The sequence below is a fragment of the Streptomyces sp. NPDC057854 genome, from assembly GCF_042797055.1.
GTDB lineage: Bacteria > Actinomycetota > Actinomycetes > Streptomycetales > Streptomycetaceae > Streptomyces.
Genome location: NZ_JBHVMF010000005.1, coordinates 129,418 through 155,917, shown reverse-complemented (window position 1 = coordinate 155,917; position 26,500 = coordinate 129,418). Strand labels below are relative to the sequence as shown.

Here is a 26,500-nt window from a genome sequence, read left to right as displayed (position 1 = left end):
TTTCGGATCGTTCGCGTCGCAAGTTTCACGGGGGCTGCCGCTCGCGGGCAGCCTGGATCGCGGCATACACGCGACCGAAGAGCCAGGATACTGGACGCTTCGCCCAGGGCCCAATCGGCCCCTTCGCCCGCTACTGGCCCTGCTCGTACCGGCGCAGCTGCTCCAGGTCGATCATGCTCGTGTCGAAGAAGCTGGTCTCGTCGAGCGCGGCCGGCTGGGGCTGGACCGGGGGCTGCTGGTACGCGTAGGGGTCCTGCTGCGGGTAGCCGTACGGATCGGCCTGCTGGGGCTGCTGCTGGTACGCGTACGGGTCCTGCTGCGGGTAGCCGTACGGGTCCGTCTGCGAGGGCTGCTGGTAGGCGTACGGGTCCTGCTGGGCCGGGATCTGCGCGGCGACGGGGGCGGGCGGTGCGGCGGCCGGTTCGGGGTCGGCCAGCTCGGCGAGGCCGGCCAGGTAGTCGGCGTCGCTGGTGTGCACGGAGTGGGCGAAGCCCTCCTGGGCGGCCATGTGCTCGCCGAGGGCGTCGGTGGCGATCCGGCCGTGCAGTTTCTGCCGGCCGCGCCCGACGGCCTCCAGGGTCTTGGAGAGGACGGCCTCGAAGGCGCCCAGCTTGGCGTCCACGTACTCGTCGGCGCGGGCGATCAGGGTCTGCGGGTCGGCGCTGTACTCGGGGGCGTCCTCGTCGGCGTAGCCGTGCTCGTCCAGGCCGGGGCCGCGGCCGAGCAGCTTCTCGCGGCCCCGGTCGACGGCGCCAATGGTCTTGTTGAGGACGACCTCGAAGTTGGCGAGCTTGGAGTCGACGTACTCGTCGGCCTCGGCGCGGATCTCCTCGGCCTCGCGGCGGGCCTCGGCGAGGATCCGGTCGGCCTCCTCCTGGGACTGCCGGGCGATCTGGGTGTCGGAGACGATCGTGCCGCGCTCGGCGTGGGCGGCCTCGATGATCCGCTCCGCCTCCCGGCGGGCCTCCTCGACCATCTGGTCGCGCCCGCCGATGAGCTCCTGTGCCTGGGCGAGGGAGTTCGGCAGGGCGCCCTGCACCTCGTCGAGGAGGGCGAGCAGATCGGCGCGGTTGACCACGCAGGAGGCCGACATGGGCATCGAGCGGGCGTTCTGTACGGTCGCGACGATCTCGTCGAGGATCTTCTGCACGTCCACCGGGTGCTCGCCACTCTCTACAGCTGGATGGAGACGGACGGGACGACTGTAAGGGCAGTCGCGGCCCGTCCGACACCAGGTGACGGAGCGTCAGCGATGGTGGCCGCGCGTCACTTCCGCCCGAGCCGCTCGGTGAGCCGTTCGAGGACCACCGGGGGCACCAGGTGGGAGACGTCGCCGCCCCAGGCCGCGACCTCCTTGACCAGCGACGACGACAGGAAGCTGTAGGTGGGGTTGGTGGGCACGAAGAGGGTCTCGACGCCCGACAGGCCGTTGTTCATCTGGGCCATCTGGAGTTCGTAGTCGAAGTCGCTGACCGCGCGCAGCCCCTTGACGATGGCGGGGATGTCGCGCTGCTTGCAGAAGTCGACGAGCAGGCCCTGGAAGGACTCGACCTCGACGTTGCCGAAGCCGGCGGTGACCTCGCGGATCAGCTCTATTCGCTCCTCGACCGCGAAGAGGCCCTTCTTGGACTGGTTGATCATCACGGCGACGTGCACGACGTCGTACAGCTTCGAGGCGCGGGCGATGATGTCGAGGTGTCCGTTGGTGACGGGGTCGAAGGACCCCGGGCAGACGGCGCGGCGCATGGTGTGTTCCTCGCTCTCCGGTGCGGTCATCGGGGGTCCTCGCCGGCCGTGACGCGGCCGTACCAGAACGTTCCTTCACCGTAGCGGCGCGAGCGCAGGGGCTCGAAGCCGTCCGGCCAGCCGAACTCGCCGCCGCGCGTGGCGCGCTCCACGGTGACGACGGCATCCTCGCTCAGCCAGCCCCCCGCGCGCAGTGTGAGGAGGATCTCGCGCAGCTCCTGGTCGGGGACCGCGTAGGGCGGGTCGAGGAAGACGAGGTCGTACGGCTCGGCCGGGGCCGGTCCGGTGACGATCTGCTCGGCCTTGCCGGTCCGGGCCTCGGCGCCGGGCAGGCCGAGCGCGCGCACGTTCTCGCGGACGGTGCGGGCGGCGCGGGCGTCTGCCTCGACGAGCAGGGCGTGCGCGGCGCCGCGGGACAGCGCCTCCAGGCCGACGGCGCCGGAGCCGGCGTACAGGTCGGCGACCCGGGCGCCCTCGATGCCGAAGAGCGCCTCCCAGGTGGAGAACAGGCCCTCGCGCGCCCGGTCGGAGGTGGGGCGGGTGCCGTTGCCCGGGGGCACGGCCAGGCGCCGTCCGCCGGCGGTGCCGGCGATCACGCGGGTCATCGGTTTCCTCGCTCGCTGGTTCTCGCCCGCTGCGAGCGCACCGGGCAAGAACCAGCTTAGGGCGGCTCGCCCGGTCAGCCCTTCTCCAGGTACTCCTCCCGCTCCTCGCTGAGCAGGGCGTCCAGCGCGGTGCGCAGGCCCGGGTGGGCGTCCAGGTCGGGGTCGGCGAGGACGAGGGCGGTGGCCTCCTCGCGGGCGGCGGCGATGACCTCCTCGTCGTCGATGACGGCGAGGACCCGCAGGGAGGAGCGGGCGCCGGACTGGGCCTGGCCGAGGACATCGCCCTCGCGGCGCTGTTCGAGGTCGATGCGGGAGAGCTCGAAGCCGTCGAGGGTGGCGGCGACGGCGCCGAGGCGCTGCCGGGCGGGGCTGGCCTCGGGCATCTCGGTGACCAGGAGGCAGAGGCCGGGGGCGGAGCCGCGGCCGACCCGGCCGCGGAGCTGGTGGAGCTGGGAGACGCCGAAACGGTCGGCGTCCATGATCACCATGGCGGTGGCGTTGGGCACGTTGACGCCGACCTCGATGACGGTGGTGGCGACGAGGACGTCGAGCTCGCCGGCGGCGAAGCGGCGCATGACGTCGTCCTTGTCGTCGGGGTGCATGCGCCCGTGCAGGGCGGCGATCCTCAGTCCGGCGAGGGGCCCGGCGGCGAGCTGCGCGGCGACGTCGAGGACGGCGAGCGGCGGGCGCTTCTCGGCCTCGTCCTCGGCGGAGGGCTTGCGCTTGGCGGCCTTCTTCTGGTCCTCCTCGTCACCGATGCGGGGGCAGACCACGTACGCCTGGTGGCCGCCCTCGACCTCCTCGCGGACCCGTTCCCAGGCGCGGGCGAGGAAGTGCGGCTTGTCGGCGGCGGGGACGACGTGGCTGGCGATCGGGGAGCGTCCGGCGGGGAGCTGGTCGAGGACGGAGGTCTCCAGGTCGCCGAAGACGGTCATGGCGACGGTCCGCGGGATGGGGGTGGCGGTCATGACGAGGAGGTGCGGCGGCTGCTTGCCCTTGCCGCGCAGGGCGTCGCGCTGTTCGACGCCGAAGCGGTGCTGCTCGTCGACGACGACCAGGCCGAGGTCGTGGAACTTGACCTTGTCCTCGATGAGGGCGTGGGTGCCGATGACGATGCCGGCCTCGCCCGTGACCAGGTCGAGCAGGGCCTGGCGGCGGGCGGCGGCGCCCATGGAGCCGGTGAGCAGGACGACCTTGGTGGCCTTCTCGGAGCCGCCGAGCATGCCGCCCTCGGCCAGCTCGCCCATCATCTCGGTGACGGACCGGTGGTGCTGCTGGGCCAGGACCTCGGTGGGGGCGAGCATGGCGGCCTGTCCCCTGGCGTCGACGACGGCGAGCATGGCCCGCAGCGCCACCATGGTCTTGCCCGAGCCGACCTCGCCCTGGAGGAGCCGGTGCATGGGGTGGTCGGTGGCGAGGTCGTCGAAGATCTCCTGGGAGACCTTCCGCTGCCCGTCGGTGAGGGTGAAGGGCAGTCTGGCGTCGAAGGCGGCGAGCAGGCCGTCGGCGGCGGGGCGGCGCGGGACGGCGGGGAGCTGGGTGTCGGCGTGCCGGCGGCGGGCGAGGGCCACCTGGAGGACGAACGCCTCGTCCCACTTGAGCCGTTCGCGGGCGGCGGCGATGTCGGCCTGGGTGCGGGGGCGGTGGATCAGGCGGAGCGCGTCGGGGAGTTCGGCGAGGCCGCGGCCCTCGCGGAGGGCGGCGGGAAGCGGGTCGACGGCGTCGACGGCGCTGGGCAGGACGGCGTCGACGGCCTTGGCGATCTTCCAGGACTCCAGCTTGGTGGTGGCCGGGTAGATCGGGATGAGGGCGCCGGCCCAGGCGTCCACCGCCGCGTCGCCGTCGCCGCGCAGGAGTTCGTACGCGGGGTGGGCGAGCTGGAGGCGGCGGTTGAAGAGGGACACCTTGCCGGAGAACATCGCGCGGGTGCCGGGCAGCAGGTCGTGGTGGGGCTTGTGGACGCCCTTGCCGAAGAAGACCAGCTGGAGCCGGCCGTACCCGTCGGTGATGGTCACCTCCAGCCGCTGGCCGCGGCCCTTGGCGCCGTTGAAGGTGTGCACCCGGGCGTCCGAGACCTGGGCGACGACGGTGACGTGCTCGTCGAGCGGCAGGTCGGAGAGGGTGGTCAGCTCGCCCCGCTCCGCGTACCGCCGCGGGTAGTGGTGGAGCAGGTCGCCGACCGTGTGCAGGTCGAGGGCCTCGGCCATGACCTTGGCGGTGGCGGGGCCGAGGGACTTCTTGAGGGGTTCGTCGAGCGCGGGCACGTCCCCATTGCACACCACGGCGCCGACAGCCGGGGCGAGCCTGTGGACAACCCGCCGGTCCGGGCCGGGCTACTCGACCCCGATGAGGAGCGGCGGGGCGCCCGCGCCCGCGTGGTACGTGACGGTGTCGACGGCCAGGTAGCCGCGGCGCACGTGGGCTTCGAGGATGGCGGCGAGGCCGGGCGGGGTGCCGTCGGCGACGACGAGGGTGACGAGTTCGCCGCCGGCCTGGAGCATCCGGTCGAGGACGGTGCGGGCGGTGTCGGTGAGGTCGTCGCCGATGACGGCGACGTCGCCCTCGATGAGCCCGAGGACGTCGCCGGCCTGGCAGACGCCGGCGGAGGTGAAGGACTGGCGTTCGGCGACGGCGAGTTCGGCGTAGCGGGTGGCGCCGGCGGCGGCGGTCATGGCGACGACGTCCTCGTCGAAGCTGCGCCCGGGTTCGTGGACGGCGAGGGCGGCGATGCCCTGGACGGCGGCCCGGGTGGGGATGAGGGCGACCCGGATGCCCTCGGCGCGGGCCCGTTCGGCGGCGGTCGCGGCGGCGGCCCGCAGGTCGGTGTCGTTGGGCAGCAGGACGACCTCGCGCGCGTGGGCGCGGCGGACGGCGTCGAGGAGTTCGTCGCCGGCGGGCGGTTCGCCGGGCCGGGCCTGGACGGTGGTGGCGCCGGCCTCGGCGCAGAGTCCGGCGAGTCCTTCGCCGGGGAGGACGGCGACGACGGCGCGGCCGGCCCGCTCCTCGCGCGCGTGGCCGTCCCCGTCCCCGCCCTCGTCCCCGACGGGCGCGGCGCTCGCGAAGTGGGTGATGCGGATCCGGTGGGGTCGGCCGGCCTCGATCCCGGCCTCGACGGCGGCGCCCGCGTCGTCCACATGCACGTGGACGTTCCAGAGCCCGTCGCCGCCCACGACGACGAGGGAGTCGCCGAGGGCGTCGAGCCGGCCCTTGAGGAGTTCGACGGCGGCGTCCTCGGCCTCCAGCAGGTACAGGACCTCGTATCCGGGCCCCCCGCCGTCCGGCCCGCAGGGCTCCGCGGCCGTCAGCAGCCCGGGCCGGGCGCGGGACGCCGGCGGCGGTTCCGGGGCCTGCCCGGTCACCGTCTCCACCAGCGCGCCCAGGACGGTCACCAGTCCCTGTCCGCCGGCGTCCACGACCCCCGCGCGGCCCAGCACGGCCAGCTGCCCGGGGGTGGCCTCCAGGGCGGTCCTGGCCCCGTCGTAGGCCCTCCTGGCCACGTCCGCGAGGGTGCCGCCGTCCGCGCAGCGGGCCGCGGCGGCGGAGGCGACGGTGAGGATGGTGCCCTCCTCCGGGTGGGCGACGGCGGCCCGGGCGGAGGCGGCGGCGGTGGCGAGCGCGCGGGCGAGGTGGTCGCCGTCGGCGCCCTCGGCGAGGACCCCGGCCATGCCGCGGAGCAGCTGGGACAGGATGGTGCCGGAGTTGCCGCGGGCGCCGAGGAGCGCGCCGTGGGCCAGGGCCCGTACGGCGTCGGCGGTGTCGGGTGCGGAGGCGCCCGCGGCCCCGGGGGCGGCGAAGACGGCCTCGACGGCGCGGTGGGCGGCCTCGGCGGTCAGGCAGAGGTTGGTGCCGGTGTCCCCGTCGGCGACCGGGAAGACGTTGATGGCGTCGATGGCGGCCCGTTCCCGGCCGAGCGCCTCCGCCGTCCGCGCGCTCCAGGCCCGTACCGCCCCGGCGTCGAGGACGAGACGCTCGTCACTCCGTGCGGTGGGGTCGAAGGGCTGCGGGGCTCGCGACAACGGGGGTCCTCCTTCGGCGGTGAAGTCCACCGCAGGGTAGACCGGGGGCTGCCGGGTCCGGGGGCCGGGACGTCGTCGGGCCGGACCGTGGTAGTTTCGTTCCACCGGAGCAGTCGTTGTATGCTGCTTCGGTTGCCTGGCACTCGCCGGGCCATCCCCGGCAAGCCACTTCAGACTCCTGATTCCGGTGCGCCGGATCTCACTGTAAATCTGAAGTCTTTGGAGTGACCCGTGGCTGCCAACTGCGACGTCTGCGGCAAGGGGCCGGGCTTCGGCAACAACATTTCGCACTCGCACCGCCGTACGTCTCGTCGCTGGAACCCGAACATCCAGCGTGTGCGTGCCGTGGTCGGTCGGACGCCGAAGCGGCTCAACGTCTGCACCTCGTGCATCAAGGCCGGCAAGGTCTCGCGCTAATCGCGACGTTTCCGTGTCGTAGCGCAGCCCCTGCGGTTGCCTGGGAAGGCCGGTTCACCTCGGTGGACCGGCCTTCCGCCTTTTCCGCGACACACACCGTGCCCGCATGACGCGGAGGGCGGGTCCGGCCTCGGGGGCCGGGCCCGCCCTTCGTCGTGCTCAGCGGCGCAGCGCCCACCCGTGGTCGACGGGTCCGATGCCCTCCCCCAGGGCGAAGCCGGCGGCGAGGGCCCCCGTCACGTACGCCTTCGCCTCCCGTACGGCCTCCGGCACCGGCAGTCCCTTGGCGAGGCCGGACGCGACCGCCGAGGCGAGCGTGCAGCCGGTGCCGTGGGTGTGCCGGTTGTCGTACCGGGGGGCGTACAGCCAGTGCTCGTCGGTGCCGTCGGTGAGCAGGTCCACGACTTCGGCGGCGTCCCCGGGCAGGTGCCCGCCCTTGATGAGCGCCCAGCGCGGCCCGTATCCGAGGATCGCGTCGGCGGCCCGCCGCATGCCGTCCTCGTCCTCGACGAGGATTCCCGTGAGCTGCGTCACCTCGTCCAGGTTGGGCGTGGCGACGGTCGCGGCCGGCAGCAGCCGCGTCCGTACGGACTCCAGGGCGCTGGCCGCGAGAAGCGGGTCGCCGTGCTTGGAGACGCCCACGGGGTCGACGACCACGGGCGCGTCCGTCCCGGCGAGGAGTCCGGCGACCGTGTCGACGAGCGCGGCGGTGGCGAGCATCCCGGTCTTGACCGCGTGGACGCCGATGTCGTCGACGACGGCGCGGTACTGGGCGCGGACGGCCTCCTCGGGCAGTTCCCAGACGCCGTGGACGCCGCGCGAGTTCTGCGCGGTGACGGCGGTGAGGACGCTCATGCCGTGGACGCCGAGGGCGAGCATGGCCTTGAGGTCGGCCTGGATGCCGGCGCCGCCGCCGGAGTCGGATCCGGCGACGGTGAGCACCAGGGGCGGCGGGACGGTCACTCGGTCTCCCCGAAGTGGTCCCAGCCGCCGGTGCTGTGCCAGGGGGCGCCGTCGACGGTCACCTGGGGCAGCGCGGAGGGGGCGACGACCTCGCCGATGATCTTCCAGCGGGCGGGCAGCTTCACGTCGGGCGGGAAGGTGGCGACGATCGCGTGGTCCTCGCCTCCGGTGAGGACCCACTGGCGCGGGTCGACGCCGACGGCCTGGCCGATGTCGTTCATCTGGCTGGGGATGTCGATGAGGCCGGAGCGCAGGTCGATGCGGACGTTGCTGGCCTCGGCGATGTGGCCGAGGTCGGCGATCAGGCCGTCGCTGACGTCGCACATGGCGGTGGCGCCGAGCCCGGCGGCGGCCGGACCGGCGTGGTACGGCGGTTCGGGGCGGCGGTGGGCCTCGACGAAGGCGCGCGGGGACCGGAAGCCGCGGGAGAGGACCGCGTAGCCGGCGGCGGACCAGCCGAGCCAGCCGGTGTAGGCGACGACGTCGCCGGGCTTCGCGCCGCCGCGGGTGACCGGGTCGTGGTTGCGGAGGTCGCCGAGCGCGGTGATGGAAACCATGATCGTGTCGCCGCGCACGACGTCGCCGCCGACCACCGCGGCGCCCGCGACCTGACATTCGTCGCGCAGGCCGTCCATGAGTTCCGTGGGCCAGGTGACGGGGAGTTCGGCGGGGACGACGAGGCCGAGGAGGAGCGCGGTGGGGACCGCGCCCATGGCGGCGATGTCGGCGAGGTTCTGCGCGGCGGCCTTGCGGCCGACGTCGTACGCGGTCGACCAGTCGCGGCGGAAGTGCCGTCCTTCGAGCAGGATGTCCGTGCTGGCCACCACGCGCCGGTCCGGGGCGGAGACCACGGCGGCGTCGTCGCCGGGCCCGATCCGTACCGCCGGGGTGGAGGTGAGCCGGGACGTGAGCTCCCTGATGAGCCCGAACTCGCCCAGTTCTCCGACTGTGCCCTTCACCGCGTCTCACCTCGTGTCGTCGTGCCGGCCGGCCGCCGGCGGAGCGTCCGCTCGCGCCGCGGGTCGCGGGCCGTCACCGTGCTGGGTACCGTCAAGTTGACCGTCAACTTCCGTCCTGTGTACGCCACACCCCGGGCCCCCCGGAAGGCGCGGGTCTCCCCGCGGGTTCCGGCGACGCGGTACCGTGGCGTCTCTTTCTCCCACAAGATCCTCGTGGCCGCCCTGGAGGTTCCGTGGTACAGGCGTACATTCTGATTCAGACCGAGGTGGGCAAGGCGTCGACCGTCGCCGACACCATCGCCAAGATCCCGGGGGTGATCCAGGCCGAGGACGTCACCGGGCCGTACGACGTGATCGTGCGCGCGCAAGCCGACACGGTCGACGAGCTCGGCCGCATGGTGGTCGCCAAGGTCCAGCAGGTGGACGGCATCACGCGCACCCTGACCTGCCCGGTCGTCCATCTGTAGCCCCCGTCTACGCTGGGCCGGTGACGTCTTCCCACCGGCCTTACGGCCTCCTCGCACCGGCCGCCGTCCTGCTGGCCGCCGTCACCGGCTGCTCCGCCGACGCCCGGGCGTCGGTGCCGGTGCCGACACCGCCCGCGGCGGAGGCGGCGCTCTGCCGTGCGCTGGCGGAGGAGCTCCCCGAGACCGTGGCGGGTCAGGAGCGGAGCGATCCGTCCCCCGACTCCGGGCTGACCGCGGGGTGGGGCGACGGAGCGATCGTACTGCGCTGCGGGGTCCCCCGGCCCGAAAAGATGAGCGATCCGCAGGCGGAGGCCGTCTCCGCGGAGGGCGTCCGCTGGATGCTGGAGCGGACGGAGGGCGGCGGGCCCCGGTTCACCTCGGTGTACCGGAAGACGTACGTCGAGGTGACCCTGGGCGAGCGGTACGCGCACGACGCCGGGCCGCTGGCCGACCTCGCCGGCCCGGTGGACCGGACGGTGCCCTGCGCCCTGGAGCCCGAGTGCCGTTAGGGCCCGGCCCCCCGGCCGGGCCCGTCCTCCGTACTAGCGCAGGCCCGTGGAGCGGGTCAGCGCGGCCTGGATCAGCCGGTCGACCAGCTCGGGGTAGCTCACGCCGCTCTCCTGCCACATGCGCGGGTACATGGAGATCGGGGTGAAGCCGGGCATGGTGTTGATCTCGTTGATGACGAAGTCGCCGTCCTCGGTGAGGAAGAAGTCGGCGCGCACCAGGCCCTCGCAGGACACCGCCTCGTAGGCCGCGACGGCGAGCCGCTGGACCTCGGCGGTGGCCTCGTCGCCGATCGGCGCGGGCACGATCCCGGAGGCCGAGTCGATGTACTTCGCCTCGAAGTCGTAGAAGTCGTGGTCGGTGACCGGCGGGATCTCGGCGGGCACGCTGGCGCGCGGGCCGTCCTCGAACTCCAGCACGCCGCACTCGATCTCGCGGCCGCGCACCAGCGCCTCCACGATGATCTTCGGGTCGTGGCGGCGGGCCTCCTCGACGGCCTCGTCGAGGCCGGAGAGGTCGTCGACCTTGGTGATGCCCATGGAGGAGCCGCCGCGGGCCGGCTTCACGAAGAGCGGCCAGCCGTGGTCGGCGGCGAACTCGACGATCTTCTTGCGGGCCTCGGCCGGGTTGCGGTCCCACTCGCGCGGCCGGACGACCTCGTACGGGCCGACGGGCAGGCCGTACGAGACGAAGACCCGCTTCATGTACTCCTTGTCCTGGCCGACGGCGGAGGCGAGGACGCCCGCGCCGACGTACGGGATGCCGGAGAGCTCCAGGAGGCCCTGGAGGGTGCCGTCCTCGCCGTAGGGGCCGTGGAGCACCGGGAAGACGACGTCGACCTCGCCGAGGGCCTGCGGCAGCGAGCCGGGCTCGTGCAGGACGACCTCGCGGCTGGCGGGGTCGACCGGGAGGACCACGCCGCCGGTCTCCGACTCGGCGAGCTGGGCGACGTCCGGCAGGGCGCGGTCGGAGATCGCCATCCGCTCGGGGGCGTCGGCGGTCAGCGCCCAGCGCCCCTCCCGGGTGATGCCGATGGGAAGCACGTCGTACTTGGTCCGGTCGATCGCCTTGAGGACGGCGCCGGCGGTGACGACGGAGATGGCGTGCTCGGAGCTGCGTCCGCCGAAGACGACGGCCACGCGCGGCTTGCGGGGGCTCTGGGTGTTCTCGCTCATATCGCGATGAGCGTACCTTGCGGTGTCCGAACTCCTGAGCGCCCCGCTGGCCGCCTCCCGCGTCCGGCCCAGCGGTGGCGGAGCGGGCGCCTCTGGCCCGGGGACCGGCGGCGCCCCGGCTCAGCGCCGCTCGGGCTTGGCGCTGCGCGACATGAGCTCCTTGAGGGCGACCGTCGGCGGCTTGCCGTCGTGGACGATGGAGACGACGGTCTCGGTGATGGGCATGTCGACGCCGTGCCGGCGGGCCAGATCGAGCACCGACTCGCAGGACTTGACGCCCTCGGCGGTCTGCTTGGTGACCGCGATGGTCTCCTCCAGGCTCATCCCCCGGCCCAGGTTGGTGCCGAAGGTGTTGTTCCGGGAGAGCGGCGAGGAGCAGGTGGCGACGAGGTCGCCGAGGCCCGCGAGGCCGGCGAAGGTGAGCGGGTCGGCGCCCATGGCGAGGCCGAGGCGGGTGGTCTCGGCGAGGCCGCGGGTGATGAGCGTGGCCTTGGAGTTGTCGCCGAGTCCCATGCCGTTGGCGATGCCGACGGCGAGGCCGATGACGTTCTTCACCGCGCCGCCGAGTTCGCAGCCGACCACGTCGGTGTTGGTGTACGGGCGGAAGTACGGGGTGATGCAGGCGGCCTGGAGCCGCTGGGCGACCGACTCGTCGACGCAGGCGGCGACGGCGGCGGCCGGCTGGCGGGCGGCGATCTCCCGGGCCAGGTTGGGGCCGGTGAGGACGGCGACGCGCTCGGCGGGGACGCCGGCGACCTCGGTGATGACCTCGCTCATCCGCTTGGCGGTGCCGAGTTCGATGCCCTTCATCAGGGAGACGAACACGGTGTCCGGGCCGAGTCGCGGCGCCCAGGCGGCGAGGTTCTCGCGCAGCGTCTGGGACGGCACGGCGAGGACGGCGAAGTCGGCCCCCGCGGCGGCCTCGGCCGCGTCGGTGGTCGCGGTGATGCCCCGGGGGAGTTCGACGCCGGGCAGGTAGTCCGGGTTGGTACGGGTGGTGTTGACGGCCTCGGCGAGCTCGGCGCGGCGGCCCCAGAGGCTCACCTCGCAGCCGGCGTCGGCCATCACCATGGCGAAGGCGGTGCCCCAGGACCCGCTGCCGAAGACGGCGGCCTTGGTCACTTGGCACCTCCCTCGGCGGCCTTGCGTCGCTGCTCCAGGCGGGCGCGGCGCGGGTCGTACGGCTCGGCGGGGGCCCGCTCGCCGCGGACCTCCTCCAGCAGGGCGGTGATGGCGGCCATGATGACCTCGGTGGCCTCGCGCAGCACCTCGGGGGTGGGCTCCAGGCCGTCGAAGCGGGAGAGGTCGACGGGCGGGCCGGCCTGCACGATCAGCGTCTTGCGCGGGAAGAAGCTGAACCGGTCCTTCTTGGCGTACGGCGGCATCGCGAGGTTGGCGCCCCACTGGGCCACCGGGATGACGGGCGCCTTGGTGAGCAGGGCGACCCGGGCGGCGCCGGTCTTGCCGGGCATCGGCCACATGTCGGGGTCGCGGGTGAGGGTGCCCTCGGGGTAGAAGGCGACGCACTCGCCCCGCTCGATGGCGTCGACGGCGGCCCGGAAGGCGTCGAGGGCGTCGGCGGTCTCGCGGTAGACGGGGATCTGGCCGGTGTTGCGGAGCATCGTGCCGACGAATCCGCCCTTGAAGAGCCCCGCCTTGGCCAGGAAGCGGGGCACGCGGCCGGTGTTGTACTGGTAGTGCGCGTAGGACAGCGGGTCCAGGTACGAGTTGTGGTTCACGGCCGTGATGAAGCCGCCCTCGGCCGGGATGTGCTCCATGCCGCGCCAGTCCCGCTTGAACAGAACCACCAGGGGGGGTTTGGCGATGACCGCCGCCAGGCGGTACCAGAAGCCGATTCTGCGGCGGGGCACTCGGGGCACCTTTCTCCGGGTCTTGCTGGCAGGGGGTCAAGTGTCGCCCCATGCTCCTGCTGTGTCGAGTGACACCGTACGCCCCGGGGACCGGGCCGTACCGCCGGGGCGGGACAGAATGGGCGGCGATGAACACGGATGCGGACGACGGCTGGTCCCTGGTCGTACCCCTGAAACCCCTGGCCCTGGCGAAGAGCCGGCTCGCCGCGGCGGCCGGGGAGCGGCTGCGGCCCCGGCTGGCGCTGGCCTTCGCGGAGGACACGGTGGCGGCGGCGCTGGACTGTCCGGAGGTGCGGGACGTGGTGGTGGTCACGGACGATCCCGTGGCGGGCCGGGCGCTGGCGGTGCTGGGGGCCCGGATAGAGCCGGACGTGCCGGCGGCGGGGCTCAACGCGGCGCTGGCGCACGGGGCCCGGGCGGTGCGGGAGCGCCTCCCGCACGCGCGCGTGGCGGCGCTGAACGCGGACCTGCCGGCGCTGCGCCCGGCGGAGCTGACACGGGTCCTGTCGGCGGCCCGGCAATTCCCCAGGGCATTTCTCGCGGATGCCGCCGAAATAGGTACGACATTCCTCTCGGCGGCGCCCGGGGTGGAATTGGAACCGGCATTCGGAGGTCCGTCGCGGCTTCGGCATTTGTCGTCCGGCGCGGTGGAAATACGGCTGGCCGGGGTGGATTCCGTACGCCGGGACGTGGACACCGGCGAGGACCTGGCGGCGGCGGACGCGCTGGGGCTCGGCCCGCGGACGGCGGCCCGGCGGCCGGCGCCGGCCGGATAGGCTGCGGTCCATGCAGGCGACCGCGTACACGTACGACCCCGAGACCCGCAGCGGCAGTGTGCTGCTCGACGACGGCACCCCGGTGGAGTTCGAGGCGGCGGCCTTCGACGCGGGCGGGCTGCGGCTGCTGCGGCCGGGCCAGCGGGTGCGGATCGAGGCGGAGCCGGGCACGTCGGGCGCGGGCCTGCGGATCACGCTGGTGACGCTGCAGACCTTCTGAGCCGCCGCTCCCCCGTACGGCCGCTCCGGAACGCGCCGCGGGCCGGGCTCCCGTGCGGGGAGCCCGGCCCGGCGGACGTGCGAGGACCGTCCTACTTCTTGGCGGCGGTCTTCTTGGCCGTGGCGGTCTTGCGCGCCGTGGTCTTCTTGGCGGGGGCCTTCTTCGCCGTGACCTTCTTGGCGGGGGCCGTCTTCTTGGCGGCGGCCGTCGTCTTCTTGGCCGGCGTGGCCTTCTTCGCGGCGGCGGTGGTCTTCTTGGCCGCCGCCGTCGTCTTCTTGGCCGCGGCGGTGGTGGTCTTCTTCGCGGCGGCGGTGGTGGCCTTCTTCGCCGGGGTCGCCTTCTTGGCGGCGGCGGCCGTGGTCTTCTTGGCCGGCGTGGCCTTCTTGGCGGCGGCCTTCTTGGCCGTGGTGGCCTTCTTGGCGGCGGCCTTCTTCACGGTGGCGGAGGCGCCGCCGCCGGTCAGGCTGCCCTTGGGGGCCTTCTTGACGGAGACCTCGCCGCCCTTGGGGAGCTTCTTCGAGCCGCTGACCAGGTCCTTGAAGCCCTGGCCGGCGCGGAAGCGCGGAACCGAGGTCTTCTTGACCCGCACGCGCTCACCCGTCTGCGGGTTGCGGGCGTAGCGGGCCGGGCGGTCGACCTTCTCGAACGAACCGAAACCGGTGACCGAGACCCGGTCCCCGGCCACCACGGCGCGCACGATGGCGTCGAGCACGTGGTCGACGGCTTCGGCGGCCTGCTGGCGACCGCCCAACTTGTCGGCAATCGCTTCTACGAGCTGCGCCTTGTTCACGTCTTCCCCTTCGGAGACTTTGCCGGAACGAAAGTGTTCAAGCTTTTTCGCACGTTAGGCATGTATATACCGCAAATCAAACACGAAACGGTCTAATCACCCTAGTGCCGCAACGCGGAAGTCCCGTTGCGGAGTTCCTGGTGTCAGTCGTCTTCGGGGAATCGACCCTCGTCGAGGTCCTTCATCAACCGGTCCAGACGCGTTGCCGCGTCCGCGAGATCGTGCTTCGCCGCGGCCGTGACGACCAGCAGCTTCCGGGACAGCGCCATCCTTACGCCCTCCGGGACTTGCAGTGCGCGCACTCGGGAGTGCGCTTCTTTCAATCGGGCGGCGACTGCCTCGTAGAGCTCGAGTTGGCTGTCGCGTTCCATGCACCGATTGTGCCATCTAGGGCGAGTTGTCGCCCGACAGGGTCTCAACAAGCGACTGCGCCCCCCACCGGAGGGTGGGGGGCGCAGTCGTGGAAAAGCGCTGCTCAGGCCGTAATTGTACGGGGCTTGAAGGACGGCCTCGCCGCCTCGTAGGCCGCGATGTCGGCTTCGTTCTGAAGGGTGAGGCTGATGTCGTCGAGACCGTTCAGGAGCCGCCAGCGGGCGTTCTCGTCGAGCTCGAAGTCGGCGTCGATCCCCTCGGCGAGGACCTTGCGGGCCTCCAGGTCGACGGTGACCTCGGCGGTGGGGTCGGCCTCGGTGAGCTGCCAGAGGGCGTCGACGGTCTCCTGCGGCAGGACGACGGTCAGCAGACCGTTCTTCAGCGAGTTGCCGCGGAAGATGTCGGCGAAGCGGGAGGAGATCACGGCCTTGAAGCCGTAGTTCTGGAGCGCCCAGACGGCGTGCTCGCGGGAGGAGCCGGTGCCGAAGTCGGGGCCGGCGACCAGGACCGTGGCGCCCTGCCGCTCGGGGCGGTTGAGGACGAACTCGGGGTCCTTGCGCCACGCCTCGAAGAGGCCGTCCTCGAAGCCGTCGCGGGTGACCTTCTTCAGCCAGTGCGCGGGGATGATCTGGTCGGTGTCGACGTTGCTGCGGCGCAGCGGGACGGCCCGGCCGGTGTGCGTGGTGAAAGCTTCCATGGTTCCTCAGACCCCCGCGGTGGTGACGGCGTCGGACAGGTCGGCCGGGGAGGCCAGGTGGCCCAGGACGGCGGTGGCGGCGGCCACCTGGGGGGAGACCAGGTGGGTGCGGCCGCCCTTGCCCTGCCGGCCCTCGAAGTTGCGGTTGGAGGTGGACGCGGAGCGCTCGCCGGGGGCCAGCTGGTCCGGGTTCATGCCCAGGCACATGGAGCAGCCCGCGTGCCGCCATTCGGCGCCGGCCTCCTTGAAGACCTTGTCCAGGCCCTCCTCGACGGCCTGCAGGGCGACCCGGACGGAGCCGGGGACGACCAGCATGCGGACGCCGTCGGCGACCTTGCGGCCCTCCAGGAGGGAGGCGGCGTTGCGCAGGTCCTCGATGCGCCCGTTGGTGCAGGAGCCTACGAAGACGGTGTCGACCTTGATGTCGCGCAGCGGCTGTCCGGCGGTCAACCCCATGTACTCCAGGGCCTTTTCGGCGGCGAGGCGCTCCGAGGGGTCCTCGTACGAAGCCGGGTCGGGGACGTTCGCCGAAAGCGGCGCGCCCTGGCCGGGGTTGGTGCCCCAGGTGACGAACGGCGCGAGTTCGGCGGCGTCGATGACGACCTCGGCGTCGAAGACGGCGTCCTCGTCGGTCTTCAGCGTCTTCCAGTAGGCGACGGCGGCGTCCCAGTCCTCGCCCTCGGGGGCGTGCGGGCGGCCCTTGAGGTAGGCGAAGGTGGTCTCGTCGGGGGCGATCATGCCCGCCCGGGCGCCGGCCTCGATGGACATGTTGCAGATGGTCATGCGGCCCTCCATCGAGAGTTTCTCGATGGCGGAGCCCCGGTACTCCAGGACGTAGCCCTGGCCGCCGCCGGTGCCGATCTTCGCGATGACGGCGAGGATGAGGTCCTTGGCGGTGACGTCGGCGGGCAGCTCGCCGTCCACGGTGATGGCCATGGTCTTGGGGCGGGCCATGGGCAGCGTCTGGGTGGCGAGGACGTGCTCGACCTGGCTGGTGCCGATGCCGAACGCGAGGCCGCCGAAGGCGCCGTGGGTGGAGGTGTGGGAGTCGCCGCAGACGACGGTCATGCCGGGCTGGGTCAGGCCCAGCTGCGGTCCCACCACGTGGACGACGCCCTGCTCGACGTCGCCGAGCGGGTGGAGCCGTACCCCGAACTCGGCGCAGTTCTTGCGCAGGGTCTCCAGCTGGGCGCGGGAGACCGGGTCCGCGATGGGCTTGTCGATGTCGAGGGTGGGGGTGTTGTGGTCCTCGGTGGCGAGGGTGAGGTCGAGCCGCCGCACCTGCCGGCCGTTCTGCCGGAGGCCGTCGAACGCCTGCGGGCTGGTCACCTCGTGCAGCAGGTGAAGATCGATGAAGAGGAGGTCGGGCTCGCCCTCGGCGCGCCGGACGACGTGGTCGTCCCAGACCTTCTCCGCGAGTGTCCTACCCATCGCTTTCCCTCCGGCCGGCGGCTGCGCCGGCACCCCTAGAGACCGTTGTGCGGGCCGTTGTGCGGCCGCCCCACCAGAGTGACAAGTTCCTCGGAAAATTGAACTTGCGTTTCACAGAGTGAGACGCGAATATCGTTGCATGGACAACTCTAGCGGCGTAGGCGTTCTCGACAAGGCAGCCCTTGTCCTGAGCGCCCTGGAGTCCGGTCCGGCCACCCTCGCAGGACTGGTCGCGGCGACGGGACTCGCACGGCCCACGGCCCACCGACTGGCCGTGGCACTGGAACACCACCGGATGGTGGCCCGCGACATGCAGGGTCGCTTCATTCTCGGTCCGCGCCTCGCGGAGCTCGCGGCGGCGGCGGGCGAGGACCGCCTGCTGGCGACGGCCGGGCCGGTGCTGACGCACCTGCGCGACGTGACCGGGGAGAGCGCGCAGCTCTACCGGCGCCAGGGCGACATGCGGATCTGCGTGGCGGCGGCCGAGCGGCTGTCCGGTCTGCGGGACACGGTCCCGGTGGGCTCGACGCTCACGATGAAGGCCGGCTCGTCGGCGCAGATCCTGATGGCCTGGGAGGAGCCCGAGCGGCTGCACCGCGGCCTCCAGGGCGCCCGGTTCACGGCGACGGCCCTGTCGGGCGTACGGCGCCGCGGCTGGGCCCAGTCGATCGGTGAGCGGGAGCCGGGCGTCGCGTCCGTCTCCGCGCCCGTCAGGGGCCCGTCGAACCGCGTGGTGGCCGCCGTGTCGGTGTCGGGTCCGATCGAGCGTCTGACGCGCCACCCGGGCCGGATGCACGCCCAGGCGGTCATCGACGCCGCCGCCCGTCTCTCCGAGGCCCTCCGCCGCAACGGCTGACCGTCTCCGTCTCCTCTGTTCACCTGTACGTTCCCCGGCCCACCGCTCCAACGCCGCAGCGGTGGGCCGGAGTTGTGTGCGCCGTGCCGGAACAGCGAAGAAGCCCTCCCCCGAAGGGAAGGGCTTCTCTGTCGCGTACCCCCGACCGGATTCGAACCGGCGCTACCGCCTTGAGAGGGCGGCGTGCTAGGCCGCTACACAACGGGGGCTTTGGATCATGCGGGCTGTTGAGATCAACCGCCGCCGACCCGAGCTGGTCTACCAGGACTCGAACCTAGACTAACTGAACCAGAATCAGTCGTGCTGCCAATTACACCATAGACCAATACGTGGTTAGACCAGCGTCGTACCCCCGACCGGATTCGAACCGGCGCTACCGCCTTGAGAGGGCGGCGTGCTAGGCCGCTACACAACGGGGGCCCTAGCGATCCTGCATCGAGAGCACCTGGGCGCTACCCAAGTGATCCCGCGGGAAGGATCTGTACCCCCGACCGGATTCGAACCGGCGCTACCGCCTTGAGAGGGCGGCGTGCTAGGCCGCTACACAACGGGGGCTCGTGGATGCCAATCCACTGGTTTGCAGATGAGCTCTGCGAGCTGGCCTACCTGGACTCGAACCAAGACTAACTGAACCAGAATCAGTCGTGCTGCCAATTACACCATAGGCCACCGGGGCAACTTCCCCGCGAGGGGGATCTTGCTCGGCTTGCGCTTTCCGGGTTCTTGCCTTTCGGCTTGCTCCCCTCGGCGCAGGAAGAACATTACCCGAAGGTGGACGGTGCTCCAAAACGGGTATGCCCGCGGAGCAGCGGCGGGAGCTGGTGGAGGTCCGTGATGCGGTGCAGACCGGGCACCCCGCCGGTGCCGGCACGGTCCAGCCAGATGCCGTGCAGCCCGGCCTGCTGCGCGCCGAGCGCGTCGATGTCGGCCCGGTCCCCCACGTACGCCACCTGGTGCGGGGGCAGGCCCAGGGCCGTGCAGGCGGCGAGGAACGCCTCGGGGGCCGGCTTGGCGCTGCCGAGCTCGGCGGCGCAGAGGACGGCCTCGAAGCGGTCGCGGACGCCGAGGGCGCGCAGCTTGGGCTCCTGGGCGTGGATGCTGGAGTTCGACAGGACGGCCTGTCGGTAGTCGGCGGCGAGCAGGTCGAGGACGGGCAGGGCGTCCGGGAAGAGCTCCCAGGCGGCCTCGTAGTGGGCCACGTACCGGCCGAACCATGCGTCGGCCTCGGCGTCGGTCATCGCGGGCCGGTCCAGGAAGGCGCGGACGCGGTGGCGGCGCTGGTCCTGCCAGTTCCCCGCCGGCGCCTCCTCGAAGCGGCGCCAGAAGAGCTCCGTGAGCTCCTTCCAGTGGCGCAGCGCGTCCTCGACGGTGCCGTGCAGCCCGTCCAGCCCCTCGGCGGCGAGATGCGCCCGCATCCCGGCCCGGTCGGCGCCCGCGTAGTCGAAGATCGTGTCGTCCACGTCCCAGACGACGGCCCGGATGCTCATGCCCCGACGGTACGCCGACGGGGGCGGCGCCCGGAAGTGCTCCGGGCGCCGCCCCCGTCGTGGGACGCGGGTCGCGCCGCTTACGCGGCGAGCTTCGCGAGGGCCGCGTCGACGCGGGCCAGGGTCTTCTCCTTGCCCAGGATCTCCAGGGACTCGAAGAGGGGGAGGCCGACGGTGCGGCCGGTGACGGCGACGCGGACCGGGGCCTGGGCCTTGCCGAGCTTGAGGCCGTGGGCCTCGCCGGCGGCGAGGACGGCGTTCTTGAGCGACTCGGGGTCGGTCCAGTCGGCCGACTCCAGCTTCTCCCGGGCGGTGGTCAGCAGGGCCGCGGGCTCGCCCTTCATCGCCTTGTCCCACGAGGGCTGGTCGAAGACCGGCTCGGCCAGGAAGAGGAAGTCGACGTTGGCCGTGATCTCGGAGAGGACGGTGAGGCGGGTCTGGGCGTGCGGGGCGATCCGCTCCCAGGCCGCGCGGTCGAAGTCCTCGGGGGCCCAGGGGGCGTGCGGGGCCTGGAGCCAGGGCTCGCACGCCTCGGCGAACGCCTTCACGTCCAGCATGCGGATGTGGTCCGCGTTGATGGACTCGGCCTTCTTCAGGTCGAAGCGGGCCGGGTTGGCGTTGACGTCGGAGATGTCGAACCTCTCCACCATCTCGGGGATGGTGAAGAGGTCCTGGTCGGCGGAGAAGGACCAGCCGAGGAGGGAGAGGTAGTTCAGCAGGCCCTCGGGGAGGAAGCCGCGCTCCCGGTAGAGGTTGAGGGACGCCTGCGGGTCGCGCTTGGAGAGCTTCTTGTTGCCCTCGCCCATCACGTACGGCAGGTGGCCGAAGGCGGGGATCTCCTTGGCGACGCCCAGCTCGATGAGCGCCTTGTAGAGGGCGATCTGGCGGGGGGTGGAGGAGAGCAGGTCCTCGCCGCGCAGGACGTGGGTGATCTCCATGAGGGCGTCGTCGACCGGGTTGACCAGGGTGTACAGCGGGGCGCCGTTGGCCCGGAGGATGCCGTAGTCCGGCACGTTCTCGGGGGTGAAGGTGAGCTCGCCGCGGACCAGGTCGGTGAAGGTGATGGCCTCGTCGGGCATCCGGAAGCGGACGATCGGCTCGCGGCCCTCGGCCTCGTACTGCGCGACCTGCTCGGCGGACAGCTCGCGGCAGTGGCCGTCGTAGCCGGAGGGCTTCCCGGCGGCGCGGGCGGCCTCGCGGCGCTCGTCGAGCTCGGTGGTGGTGCAGTAGCAGCGGTACGCGTAGCCGCCGGCGAGCAGCTTGTCGGCGACGTCCTTGTAGATGTCCATGCGCTGCGACTGGCGGTACGGGGCGTGCGGGCCGCCGACCTCGGGGCCCTCGTCCCAGTCGAGGCCGAGCCACTTGAGGGAGTCCAGCAGCTGCTCGTACGACTCCTCGGAGTCGCGGGCCGCGTCGGTGTCCTCGATGCGGAAGACCATGGTGCCCTGGTGGTGCCGGGCGAACGCCCAGTTGAAGAGGGCGGTGCGGACCAGGCCCACATGGGGGTTGCCGGTCGGGGACGGACAGAAACGGACGCGGAGGTTCGCGTTAGCCACGCTTGATCACCCTGTTGGTGAGAGTGCCGATGCCTTCGATGGTGACGGCGACCTCGTCGCCGACGGTGAGGGGGCCGACCCCGGCGGGGGTGCCGGTGAGGATGACGTCGCCGGGGAGCAGTGTCATGGCCTCGGTGATGTGGACGACCAGGTCCTCGATGGAGCGGATCATGTCGCTCGTCCGACCGAGCTGGCGCTGTTCGCCGTTGACCGTGGCCTGGACGGCGAGGTCGCTCGGGTCGAGGTCGGTCTCCACCCAGGGGCCCAGCGGGCAGCTCGTGTCGAAGCCCTTGGCGCGGGCCCACTGGGCCTCGCGCTTCTGGACGTCGCGGGCGGTCACGTCGTTGGCGCAGGTGTAGCCGAAGATCACGTCCTTGACGCGCTCCCGGGGCACCTCGCGGCACATGCGGCCGATCACCACGGCCAGTTCGGCCTCGTGGTGCAGTTCGCTGGAGAAGGAGGGGAACTCGATGGCGTCGCCGGGGCCGATGACGGAGGTGGTCGGCTTGAAGAAGGCGACCGGGACCTCGGGGACCTCGTTGCCGAGCTCCTTGGCGTGCTCCGCGTAGTTGCGGCCGATGGCCACGACCTTGTTGGGGAGCACCGGCGGCAGGAGCCGTACCTTGCTCAGCGGGACCTTGGTGCCGCTGAGCTCGAAGTCGGTGTACGGGATGCCCTTGATGATGTCGAGGACGAGGCCGCCGGACTCGACGGTCCCCTCGCCCTCGACCGCGCCGAAGGCGACATTGCCGTCGATGGAGAATCTGGCGATGCGCACGAGTGCTGTCGCCCCTCACTTGGTACTGGCTGGAGTCTGACGCTCCAGGCTAACGCGGCGCGGGGCGGCCGACCGGCGGATATCGCCGGTGGCGGGCGGGCGGACGCCGGGATCAGACCTCGGCGAGGTAGGCCGGCACGTGCGGGGCGGGGGCCTGCATGAGGACGGTGCGGCGCGGGTTGGCGGTGGTGCCGGGCAGCTCGGTCGCGTACTCGGGGGTGGCGCCGCGGCCCAGGGCGGCGGCGTCCTCGAGGTGGGCGAGGGTGGAGCGGCGCGGGTTGGCCGTGGTGGCGGGGGTGGGTGCAGTCATCGCGCTGGCAGACCTTGTTCCGGGACGGGCGCCCGTGCGGGCGCGGGGATGATGGTGCAAAGCGTCAGGCTAAATCAAGGGGTTCCCTTCGAATGCATGGCTGAGACATCCATTCCCATGTGAGTTTGCTCACCACTGGCCGGATATTCCGGTCATTACGGACCGGCATGTCAGGTCACGGAAAGGGACATTCCGCCATTGAACCCTCCATTCCGCTCCTGATCATGGCGACTGGGACACACGAGGACGCCGGGCCATTGGGGGTGATACGCCCGAATCCTCCGTGATCATCTTCTACACGCGGTGACCTCCCGCGCACGGGTTGTCATCCCCCTCCCGGTATAGACCTCGGCCCTTGTTGGAGATCCGGCACTGTGCTGGAATTCCACGCACCGCCGCGGGTTCGACGCCGGCACGCAGGGGGCGCAACGCAGCGCCGGCCGAGTGGCGGAGAAGGGGGATCTGCGCCGGTCACCGACGACCACCTGGGGCGCGCCGACGCGTCCCCATCGACGCCGACACCGTCCGCTCCGGGTCCACCCCGGAAGGACGCCTGGTCCAGAGGTTGCGACGCTAGTGCAGGGACGTTTCAAGAGGGATGGCGCGGGCTCCGCCCAGGCCCGCAAGGGCCGCGCGGAGGCTCCGTCGGAGCAGGAACCGCGTGCCGGGACCGATCGCGGTCCCGCGGCCCCGCACTCCGCCCAGCAGGCGCCCGGTCCGGGCGGCCAGGGCAGGAACCCGGGCAAGGCCGCACGGCCGGCCGGCGAGTCCGGCGACGGCTCCGCACGCCGGTCCGGCCCGTCGGCGGCACCCGGCGATGAGAGCGGCGCGCCGCGCGGCGAGAAGGGCACCGCCCCCGTCGCCGCCGAGAACGCGACGGGCTCCCGAATAGCCCTGCGCAACTGGCGCATCTCCACGCGTCTCGTGGCCCTGCTGACCCTCCCCGTGGTCGCGGCCACCAGCCTCGGCGGCATCCGCATCAACGAGTCGCTGCAGGACATGCAGCAGCTCGACCACATGCAGCTGCTGACCAAGCTGACCCGTGAGGCGACCGCGCTCGCCCAGGCCCTCCAGGCCGAGCGCGACCTCTCGGCCGGCCCGCTCGCCAACGGGCGGCCGACCAGCGACTACCAGATCGCCAACCCCCGCCGCCGTACGGACCGTTCCTACGACGCCTTCCTCGACGCCACCCGGGCCATCCCGAACAGCGACGACGACGAGGCGCTGCAGAGCATCCGGTCCAACGTCGGCACCATCGCCGGGCAGGTCATCGACCTCCACAACATCCGGACGAACGCCTACAAGGACGGCGTCCAGCAGTCCGTGACCGTCGAGGCGTACAGCCGCCTCATCCGCTCGCTGCTCAGCCTCTCGCAGGACATGGCGCAGGCGACCAGCAACCCCGAGATGATCAAGCGGACCCGCGCGCTCGCCGCGTTCTCGTCCGCCAAGGAGTACGCCTCCATCCAGCAGGCGATCATCGCGGGCGCCCTGCCGGCCAGCGACAAGGGCCGCGGCCGGTTCAAGCCCGGTGACCGCCTCTACGGCGAGGCCGCGCTCAAGAGTGAGAACAACGCCTTCAAGACCTTCACGGCGATCTACGAGGGCACCGGCGGCGACGCCACCGACCTCACCGACTCGCTGCGCACCGGCAACCCGACGATCGTGGACGCCGAGAAGTACGCCGAGCGCGTGCTCTCCTCCGAGACCGCCATCGGAGCCCCGAAGTCGGCCCGCGGCTACCTGAACTTCACCGACGAGTACGAGACGAAGATCGCGGCCATGAGCCGCATCGAGAACCAGCTCCTCGGCGAGATGGAGACGATGGCCCGTGAGCTGCGGCAGGAGTCGCAGCGCGAGGCCATCATCAACGGTGCGCTGATCCTGCTCGTCCTCGGCGTCTCGCTGATCGGCGCGTTCGTCGTGGCCCGGTCCATGATCCGCTCGCTGCGCCGGCTCCAGGACACCGCCACCAAGGTCGCCCAGGAACGCCTGCCCGAGCTGGTCAAGCAGCTCTCCGAGGCGGACCCGCAGGACGTCGACACCTCCGTCGAGTCCGTCGGCGTGCACTCCCGCGACGAGATCGGCCAGGTGGCCGCGGCCTTCGACGACGTGCACCGCGAGGCCGTCCGCCTCGCCGCCGAGCAGGCCCTCCTCCGGGGCAACGTCAACGCGATGTTCACCAACCTCTCGCGCCGTTCGCAGGGTCTCATCCAGCGCCAGCTCTCGCTCATCTCCGAGCTGGAGTCCCGCGAGGCCGACCCGGACCAGCTGTCCTCGCTCTTCAAGCTCGACCACCTCGCGACCCGCATGCGCCGGAACGGCGAGAACCTCCTCGTCCTCGCCGGCGAGGAGCCGGGCCGCCGCTGGACCCGCCCGGTCCCGCTGGTCGACGTGCTCCGCGCCGCCGCCTCCGAGGTGGAGCAGTACGAGCGCATCGAACTGGCCGCGGTCCCGGCGACGGACGTCGCCGGCCGGGTCGTCAACGACCTCGTGCACCTCCTGGCCGAGCTGCTGGAGAACGCCACCTCGTTCTCCTCCCCGCAGACCAAGGTCCGGGTCACCGGCCACGCGCTGCCCGACGGGCGCGTGCTGGTCGAGATCCACGACACCGGCATCGGCCTCTCCCCCGAGGACCTGGCGGCGATCAACGAGCGGCTCGCCTCGCCGCCCACCGTGGACGTCTCCGTCTCCCGGCGCATGGGCCTCTTCGTGGTCGGCCGCCTGTCCCTGCGGCACGGCATCCGCATCCAGCTGCGCCCGTCCGACTCGGGCGGCACCACCGCGCTCGTCATGCTCCCGGTCGACGTCGCCCAGGGCGGCCGCAAGCCGGCCCCGAAGAGCGGTCCCGGCGCGCAGGGCGCGTCCCCGCAGGGCGGCGCCCCCGGCGGCCGGCTCGCCGGCGGTCCCGGCGCGGCCGGTGGTCCGGGTGCCGGACGCCCCGGTCTCGGCGGCCCGTCCGCTCCGGCCGGCCGCCTCGGCGCCGGCCCGGGCGCCGCGCGTCCGCAGGTCGGCGCGGCGGGCGGACCGCGGACCGCGCTGCCCGCCCGGGACGGCGCGCCGCAGAACCCGCAGGCCCCGGCCCCGCAGCAGCCGCAGCAGCAGCAGCAGCCCCAGCCGGCCGACGCGCGCCTGGAGCAGACCGGCCAGCTGCCGCAGCTCCCCCAGCCCGGCCCCGGTGCCGGTCTCATCGGCGGCGCGGCCAGCGCCATCCCGTCCCGCACGGACGTGTGGGGCGGCCGCCCGCAAGGCCCCCAGAACCCACAGGCGCCCCAGAACCCGCAGCACCCGCAGGCTCCGCAGAACCCGCAGGCTCCCCGGCAGCAGGACCCGCTCGGTGCGCCGAACGGCTTCCCGCGCGCCGAGCTGCCCGGCGGGAACCCGCAGCCGCAGCGCCCGCAGGGGACGAGCTGGGGCAGCGACCCCGCCGCGCAGCAGCCGGTGCGCCGCCCGCAGCAGGACATGACGCCGCTGGACGCCCCGCGCGGCCACGACGACGCCGAGACCACCGGTTCCTTCGCCGCGCCCGGCGCGCCGCAGGGCCCGGGCTCCACGGGCCAGTTCCCGCGGCCGGACTTCGGCGCTCCGCAGCAGCCGCAGGCCCCGCAGTACCAGGACCCGGCGTCCACCGCGCAGTTCCCGCGCCCGGACTTCGGAGCCCCCCAGGCCCCGCAGGCCCCCCAGCACCAGCAGCACCAGGCGCCCCAGGGACCCGGCTCCACCGGCCAGTTCCCGCGGCCGGACTTCGGCGCCCCGCAGCAGCCGCAGGCCCCGCAGTACCAGGACCGTCCGGCGTACGGCGACCAGCCCTTCGTCACGCAGGCGCAGCAGCAGCCGCAGCAGCCGGCTCCGCGCCTGCCCGCCGGCAACGGGTTCGCGCCGCCGCAGCCGGGTCTCCCCCAGGCCCCGCAGCAGCCGTCCCCGCAGGCCGCGCCCGAGCCGCGGCAGCCGCAGCTCGGCCGGCCGCGCCGCCCGGAGGCCCTGCCTCCGGCGCCGTCCGCGGGCGACGGGCGCACCCCGCTGTACGACACGCTGGAGACCAACTGGTTCCAGCAGGAGCAGGGGCAGCAGCAGGCCCCGGGCCAGGCGCCGCAGCAGCGGATGCCCGAGGTCGACCGGACGATGCCGACCCCGGTCGTGCAGCAGCCCGCTCCGGCGGGTCCGCGTCCGGCCGGCGACGGCGGGCGCCAGGGCGCGGCCGCCGGCTGGCGGCCCTCGCCCAACGACGACCTGGTGCGCCAGGCCGAGCGGGCGCGCAAGCCCTCCGCCGGCGGGGTCACCACCTCCGGTCTTCCGCGCCGCGTGCCGAAGGCCAACCTCGTACCCGGGACCGCACAGGAGCAGGCCCACACGGCCGGCCCCCAGGTCTCGCGTGCACCCGACGACGTCCGTGGCCGGCTCACCAACCTGCGCCGCGGCATCCAGCAGGGCCGGCAGGCGGGCAACTCGACCACGGGTAGCTTCCACCTCGGTCCGAACCACCAGCAGGAGCGATAGTTGA

Annotated in this window: 25 protein-coding genes and 5 tRNA genes; 7 read left to right on the top strand and 23 right to left on the bottom strand. The window is 72.7% G+C overall.

The window, feature by feature from the left end; translation table 11 throughout:
• Window positions 1–130 precede the first annotated feature (130 nt).
• The 5 genes from ACFVQZ_RS10120 to ACFVQZ_RS10100 all read right to left on the bottom strand — a co-directional run bounded on the left by ACFVQZ_RS10120 (window position 131) and on the right by ACFVQZ_RS10100 (window position 6,367).
• Window positions 131–1,156, bottom strand: coding sequence for a cell division initiation protein (locus ACFVQZ_RS10120; RefSeq protein ID WP_383620931.1), 1,026 nt, complete (start codon window positions 1,154–1,156; stop codon window positions 131–133).
• A 110-nt stretch (window positions 1,157–1,266) separates the two neighbouring features.
• The gene (gene coaD, locus ACFVQZ_RS10115) at window positions 1,267–1,746 is read right to left on the bottom strand and encodes a pantetheine-phosphate adenylyltransferase (protein ID WP_321193296.1); all 480 of its coding nucleotides are present in this window, start codon (window positions 1,744–1,746) and stop codon (window positions 1,267–1,269) included.
• A gap of 26 nt (window positions 1,747–1,772) precedes the next feature.
• Window positions 1,773–2,351, bottom strand: coding sequence for a 16S rRNA (guanine(966)-N(2))-methyltransferase RsmD (rsmD, locus tag ACFVQZ_RS10110; protein WP_030496963.1), 579 nt, complete (start codon window positions 2,349–2,351; stop codon window positions 1,773–1,775).
• A 74-nt stretch (window positions 2,352–2,425) separates the two neighbouring features.
• Window positions 2,426–4,558 (bottom strand): ATP-dependent DNA helicase RecG, encoded by a 2,133-nt coding sequence (gene recG, locus ACFVQZ_RS10105; protein WP_383621067.1) that lies wholly within the window; start codon window positions 4,556–4,558, stop codon window positions 2,426–2,428.
• Window positions 4,559–4,684: 126 nt separating this feature from the next.
• Entirely contained in the window at window positions 4,685–6,367 is a 1,683-nt protein-coding gene (locus ACFVQZ_RS10100) for a DAK2 domain-containing protein (RefSeq protein WP_383620929.1), read from the bottom strand.
• Window positions 6,368–6,598: 231 nt separating this feature from the next.
• Between ACFVQZ_RS10100 and rpmB the strand changes: the two genes are divergently transcribed.
• Window positions 6,599–6,784, top strand: coding sequence for a 50S ribosomal protein L28 (gene rpmB / locus ACFVQZ_RS10095; RefSeq protein WP_003957616.1), 186 nt, complete (start codon window positions 6,599–6,601; stop codon window positions 6,782–6,784).
• A 159-nt stretch (window positions 6,785–6,943) separates the two neighbouring features.
• Here the strand turns inward: rpmB and thiD are convergent, their stop codons facing one another.
• Together thiD and ACFVQZ_RS10085 are read right to left on the bottom strand one after the other, a co-directional pair.
• Window positions 6,944–7,747, bottom strand: a complete 804-nt coding sequence (thiD, locus tag ACFVQZ_RS10090; RefSeq protein WP_383620927.1) for a bifunctional hydroxymethylpyrimidine kinase/phosphomethylpyrimidine kinase — start codon at window positions 7,745–7,747, stop codon at window positions 6,944–6,946.
• Entirely contained in the window at window positions 7,744–8,706 is a 963-nt protein-coding gene (locus ACFVQZ_RS10085) for a thiamine-phosphate kinase (protein ID WP_383620925.1), read from the bottom strand. The genes thiD and ACFVQZ_RS10085 overlap by 4 nt, the downstream gene beginning before the upstream one ends.
• A gap of 233 nt (window positions 8,707–8,939) precedes the next feature.
• Between ACFVQZ_RS10085 and ACFVQZ_RS10080 the strand changes: the two genes are divergently transcribed.
• Both ACFVQZ_RS10080 and ACFVQZ_RS10075 read left to right on the top strand, forming a co-directional pair.
• Entirely contained in the window at window positions 8,940–9,173 is a 234-nt protein-coding gene (locus ACFVQZ_RS10080; RefSeq protein WP_030496958.1) for an Lrp/AsnC family transcriptional regulator, read from the top strand.
• A 20-nt stretch (window positions 9,174–9,193) separates the two neighbouring features.
• The gene (locus ACFVQZ_RS10075; protein ID WP_030496957.1) at window positions 9,194–9,682 is read left to right on the top strand and encodes a DUF3515 domain-containing protein; all 489 of its coding nucleotides are present in this window, start codon (window positions 9,194–9,196) and stop codon (window positions 9,680–9,682) included.
• A 33-nt stretch (window positions 9,683–9,715) separates the two neighbouring features.
• Here the strand turns inward: ACFVQZ_RS10075 and ACFVQZ_RS10070 are convergent, their stop codons facing one another.
• From ACFVQZ_RS10070 to ACFVQZ_RS10060, 3 genes are all read right to left on the bottom strand, one after another.
• Window positions 9,716–10,855: a D-alanine--D-alanine ligase family protein gene (locus ACFVQZ_RS10070; protein ID WP_030496956.1), complete on the bottom strand. Its 1,140-nt coding sequence runs from the start codon at window positions 10,853–10,855 to the stop codon at window positions 9,716–9,718.
• A gap of 120 nt (window positions 10,856–10,975) precedes the next feature.
• The gene (locus ACFVQZ_RS10065) at window positions 10,976–11,977 is read right to left on the bottom strand and encodes an NAD(P)H-dependent glycerol-3-phosphate dehydrogenase (RefSeq protein WP_383620923.1); all 1,002 of its coding nucleotides are present in this window, start codon (window positions 11,975–11,977) and stop codon (window positions 10,976–10,978) included.
• Window positions 11,974–12,726 (bottom strand): lysophospholipid acyltransferase family protein, encoded by a 753-nt coding sequence (locus tag ACFVQZ_RS10060; RefSeq protein WP_030496954.1) that lies wholly within the window; start codon window positions 12,724–12,726, stop codon window positions 11,974–11,976. The genes ACFVQZ_RS10065 and ACFVQZ_RS10060 overlap by 4 nt, the downstream gene beginning before the upstream one ends.
• 128 nt (window positions 12,727–12,854) lie before the next feature.
• On the opposite strand from ACFVQZ_RS10060, the gene cofC reads away from it, so the two are divergent.
• Window positions 12,855–13,502, top strand: a complete 648-nt coding sequence (gene cofC, locus ACFVQZ_RS10055; protein WP_030496953.1) for a 2-phospho-L-lactate guanylyltransferase — start codon at window positions 12,855–12,857, stop codon at window positions 13,500–13,502.
• A 10-nt stretch (window positions 13,503–13,512) separates the two neighbouring features.
• The gene (locus tag ACFVQZ_RS10050) at window positions 13,513–13,722 is read left to right on the top strand and encodes a hypothetical protein (protein WP_030496952.1); all 210 of its coding nucleotides are present in this window, start codon (window positions 13,513–13,515) and stop codon (window positions 13,720–13,722) included.
• 91 nt (window positions 13,723–13,813) lie between these two features.
• Here the strand turns inward: ACFVQZ_RS10050 and ACFVQZ_RS10045 are convergent, their stop codons facing one another.
• From ACFVQZ_RS10045 to leuC, 4 genes are all read right to left on the bottom strand, one after another.
• Window positions 13,814–14,512: an HU family DNA-binding protein gene (locus ACFVQZ_RS10045; protein WP_383620920.1), complete on the bottom strand. Its 699-nt coding sequence runs from the start codon at window positions 14,510–14,512 to the stop codon at window positions 13,814–13,816.
• 143 nt (window positions 14,513–14,655) lie between these two features.
• A complete protein-coding gene (locus ACFVQZ_RS10040; RefSeq protein WP_030496950.1) occupies window positions 14,656–14,883 on the bottom strand; it encodes a hypothetical protein in 228 nt (75 codons plus the stop codon).
• A 104-nt stretch (window positions 14,884–14,987) separates the two neighbouring features.
• Window positions 14,988–15,581 (bottom strand): 3-isopropylmalate dehydratase small subunit, encoded by a 594-nt coding sequence (gene leuD / locus ACFVQZ_RS10035; RefSeq protein ID WP_383620918.1) that lies wholly within the window; start codon window positions 15,579–15,581, stop codon window positions 14,988–14,990.
• 6 nt (window positions 15,582–15,587) lie between these two features.
• Window positions 15,588–17,012 (bottom strand): 3-isopropylmalate dehydratase large subunit, encoded by a 1,425-nt coding sequence (leuC, locus tag ACFVQZ_RS10030; protein ID WP_383620916.1) that lies wholly within the window; start codon window positions 17,010–17,012, stop codon window positions 15,588–15,590.
• A gap of 139 nt (window positions 17,013–17,151) precedes the next feature.
• Here leuC and ndgR point away from each other — a divergent pair, with 139 nt between their 5' ends.
• Window positions 17,152–17,868 carry an IclR family transcriptional regulator NdgR gene (gene ndgR / locus ACFVQZ_RS10025; protein WP_005311436.1) on the top strand — a complete coding sequence of 239 codons (717 nt, stop codon included), beginning with the start codon at window positions 17,152–17,154 and terminating at the stop codon, window positions 17,866–17,868.
• A 136-nt stretch (window positions 17,869–18,004) separates the two neighbouring features.
• On the opposite strand, the gene ACFVQZ_RS10020 is transcribed toward ndgR, so the two are convergent.
• The 9 genes from ACFVQZ_RS10020 to ACFVQZ_RS09980 form a co-directional block, all read right to left on the bottom strand.
• A tRNA-Glu gene (locus tag ACFVQZ_RS10020) sits at window positions 18,005–18,077 on the bottom strand.
• 44 nt (window positions 18,078–18,121) lie between these two features.
• A tRNA-Gln gene (locus ACFVQZ_RS10015) sits at window positions 18,122–18,193 on the bottom strand.
• A 22-nt stretch (window positions 18,194–18,215) separates the two neighbouring features.
• Window positions 18,216–18,288: transfer RNA gene (locus tag ACFVQZ_RS10010), tRNA-Glu, on the bottom strand.
• 62 nt (window positions 18,289–18,350) lie between these two features.
• A tRNA-Glu gene (locus ACFVQZ_RS10005) sits at window positions 18,351–18,423 on the bottom strand.
• A gap of 42 nt (window positions 18,424–18,465) precedes the next feature.
• Window positions 18,466–18,537: transfer RNA gene (locus ACFVQZ_RS10000), tRNA-Gln, on the bottom strand.
• Between the two features lie 92 nt (window positions 18,538–18,629).
• Complete coding sequence (locus tag ACFVQZ_RS09995) at window positions 18,630–19,355, bottom strand: HAD family hydrolase (RefSeq protein ID WP_030496947.1); 726 nt, start codon at window positions 19,353–19,355, stop codon at window positions 18,630–18,632.
• Between the two features lie 80 nt (window positions 19,356–19,435).
• A complete protein-coding gene (gene gltX / locus ACFVQZ_RS09990) occupies window positions 19,436–20,911 on the bottom strand; it encodes a glutamate--tRNA ligase (protein WP_081959469.1) in 1,476 nt (491 codons plus the stop codon).
• Window positions 20,904–21,689, bottom strand: a complete 786-nt coding sequence (locus tag ACFVQZ_RS09985) for a fumarylacetoacetate hydrolase family protein (RefSeq protein ID WP_030496945.1) — start codon at window positions 21,687–21,689, stop codon at window positions 20,904–20,906. Before ACFVQZ_RS09985 ends, gltX begins: the two co-directional genes overlap by 8 nt.
• Window positions 21,690–21,801: 112 nt before the next feature.
• On the bottom strand, window positions 21,802–21,999 hold the full coding sequence (locus tag ACFVQZ_RS09980; RefSeq protein ID WP_030496944.1) for a hypothetical protein: 198 nt from the start codon (window positions 21,997–21,999) through the stop codon (window positions 21,802–21,804).
• A gap of 576 nt (window positions 22,000–22,575) precedes the next feature.
• On the opposite strand from ACFVQZ_RS09980, the gene ACFVQZ_RS09975 reads away from it, so the two are divergent.
• Entirely contained in the window at window positions 22,576–26,496 is a 3,921-nt protein-coding gene (locus tag ACFVQZ_RS09975; RefSeq protein WP_383620913.1) for a nitrate- and nitrite sensing domain-containing protein, read from the top strand.
• Window positions 26,497–26,500: the final 4 nt, after the last annotated feature.

Excerpts from the sequence above, each read along its gene's own strand:
- coaD (WP_321193296.1), bottom strand. The coding sequence starts at position 1,746 with ATGCGCCGCGCCGTCTGCCCGGGGTCCTTCGACCCCGTCACCAACGGA.
- rsmD (WP_030496963.1), bottom strand. The coding sequence starts at position 2,351 with ATGACCCGCGTGATCGCCGGCACCGCCGGCGGACGGCGCCTGGCCGTG.
- recG (WP_383621067.1), bottom strand. The coding sequence starts at position 4,558 with ATGGCCGAGGCCCTCGACCTGCACACGGTCGGCGACCTGCTCCACCAC.
- ACFVQZ_RS10070 (WP_030496956.1), bottom strand. The coding sequence starts at position 10,855 with ATGAGCGAGAACACCCAGAGCCCCCGCAAGCCGCGCGTGGCCGTCGTC.
- cofC (WP_030496953.1), top strand. The coding sequence starts at position 12,855 with ATGAACACGGATGCGGACGACGGCTGGTCCCTGGTCGTACCCCTGAAA.
- ACFVQZ_RS10050 (WP_030496952.1), top strand. The coding sequence starts at position 13,513 with ATGCAGGCGACCGCGTACACGTACGACCCCGAGACCCGCAGCGGCAGT.
- ACFVQZ_RS10040 (WP_030496950.1), bottom strand. The coding sequence starts at position 14,883 with ATGGAACGCGACAGCCAACTCGAGCTCTACGAGGCAGTCGCCGCCCGA.
- leuD (WP_383620918.1), bottom strand. The coding sequence starts at position 15,581 with ATGGAAGCTTTCACCACGCACACCGGCCGGGCCGTCCCGCTGCGCCGC.
- leuC (WP_383620916.1), bottom strand. The coding sequence starts at position 17,012 with ATGGGTAGGACACTCGCGGAGAAGGTCTGGGACGACCACGTCGTCCGG.
- ndgR (WP_005311436.1), top strand. The coding sequence starts at position 17,152 with ATGGACAACTCTAGCGGCGTAGGCGTTCTCGACAAGGCAGCCCTTGTC.
- ACFVQZ_RS09995 (WP_030496947.1), bottom strand. The coding sequence starts at position 19,355 with ATGAGCATCCGGGCCGTCGTCTGGGACGTGGACGACACGATCTTCGAC.
- ACFVQZ_RS09980 (WP_030496944.1), bottom strand. The coding sequence starts at position 21,999 with ATGACTGCACCCACCCCCGCCACCACGGCCAACCCGCGCCGCTCCACC.